The organism is Streptomyces colwelliae, from assembly GCF_048158785.1.
In the GTDB taxonomy this organism is placed as follows: domain Bacteria; phylum Actinomycetota; class Actinomycetes; order Streptomycetales; family Streptomycetaceae; genus Streptomyces.
This window is the reverse complement of record NZ_JBLTJC010000809.1, coordinates 1-1228: the sequence shown is the minus strand read 5'-3', so window position 1 is coordinate 1228 and position 1228 is coordinate 1. Positions and strand designations below refer to the sequence as shown.

Annotated in this window: 1 protein-coding gene; it reads right to left on the bottom strand. The window is 73.5% G+C overall.

Features of this window, described 5'->3' with window-relative positions:
- Positions 1 to 222: 222 nt before the first annotated feature.
- The gene (locus ACNFOC_RS54520) at positions 223 to 918 is read right to left on the bottom strand and encodes a response regulator transcription factor (RefSeq protein WP_416966334.1); all 696 of its coding nucleotides are present in this window, start codon (positions 916 to 918) and stop codon (positions 223 to 225) included.
- Between the last annotated feature and the right edge of the window lie 310 nt (positions 919 to 1228).

The following is a 1228-nucleotide window of genomic DNA, read 5'->3' as shown; positions in this document are numbered from 1 at the left end:
CCACAGGACGGGCCCGACCCGGTCGGGAATCCGCTCCCCACGCGTGCGTGCCTCCCGCGTACGCGCGGCCCGGCGCGCGTCGAGGGACCAGACCCGGCCGCGGGTGGGCGGCACCGCTCGTGGCCGTGTTCCGGGGGCGCGGGCCGTGCGGCAGCCACGTCGTGGACCGGTCCAAGGGGCGACCGTGGCTGTGATCGGAGCACAGGCCCGGCGGCAGCCCCCTCACGGGCCCGTGCGCAGGACGAAGCCGATTCCGCGGACGGTGCGGAGCACCCGGGGGCCGCCGTCGGCCTCCAGTTTCTTGCGGAGGTAGCCGATGAACACGTCCACGACATTGGTGTCCACGTCCCAGGTGTAGCCCCAGACCTGCTCCAACAGCTGGGCCCGGGACAGGACTTGGCCGGGACGGTGGGCGAGGGCGAGCAGGAGGTCGAACTCCCGGGTGGTCAGCCGCAGTTCGCGTCCGGCACGGGAGGCCACGCGGCGCGCGGGCTCGATCGCGACATCGCCGACGACCAGGGACCGCTCGGTGGTCGACTCGTGCAGGCGCACCATCGCGTGCAGCCGCGCGGACAACTCCCCGATGGAGAACGGTTTCACGACGTAGTCGTCCGCGCCCGCCGCGAGCCCCGCGACCCGGTCGTCGACCTCGTCGCGGGCGGAGAGCATGCACACCGGGAGCGTCCGGCCCTGGGCACGCAGCTCGCGGACGACCTCCACCCCCGACAGGCCCGGCATCGTCACGTCGAGGACGATCACCGACGGCGGTCGGCCGGCGACCTCGTCGAGTGCCGCCTCGCCGTCCTCGGCCAGCCGTACCGTGAAGCCCTCGAGACCGAGCCCCAGGTCCAGGGCCGCGCGCACGCCGGGGTCGTCGTCGACCACGAGCACCTCCGGCTTCCGGCCCACCGCCGCCATGCAGCACCTCGACTTCCTCACCGGCACCCGCCGAGCAGCGGGCACCGTCGCCTCTGCCTCCAGGATCAGCGGTGAACGACAAGGAAGTCTAAGAACCACGCGGGGCGCTCCTCCCACCGAGCCGGTATCGACACAGGTCAGCGGCGCGCCCGGTCCTCCCGACCGCCGGGTCTCTTAGAGCGGCCACAAAGAGCGCCGCAAGGGTGAGGACACGCCCTGCCCACGGGGCGCCCCCGGACCTCGCGACGAAGGAAGCCCGCCGATGACCCTGTCCACGGGTTCGTGCTCGTCGCCGGAACGGCCTCGGCCG

What these genes read in the sequence shown, in the direction of transcription:
- ACNFOC_RS54520 (WP_416966334.1), bottom strand. Translation starts at nt 918, where the DNA reads ATGGCGGCGGTGGGCCGGAAGCCGGAGGTGCTCGTGGTCGACGACGAC.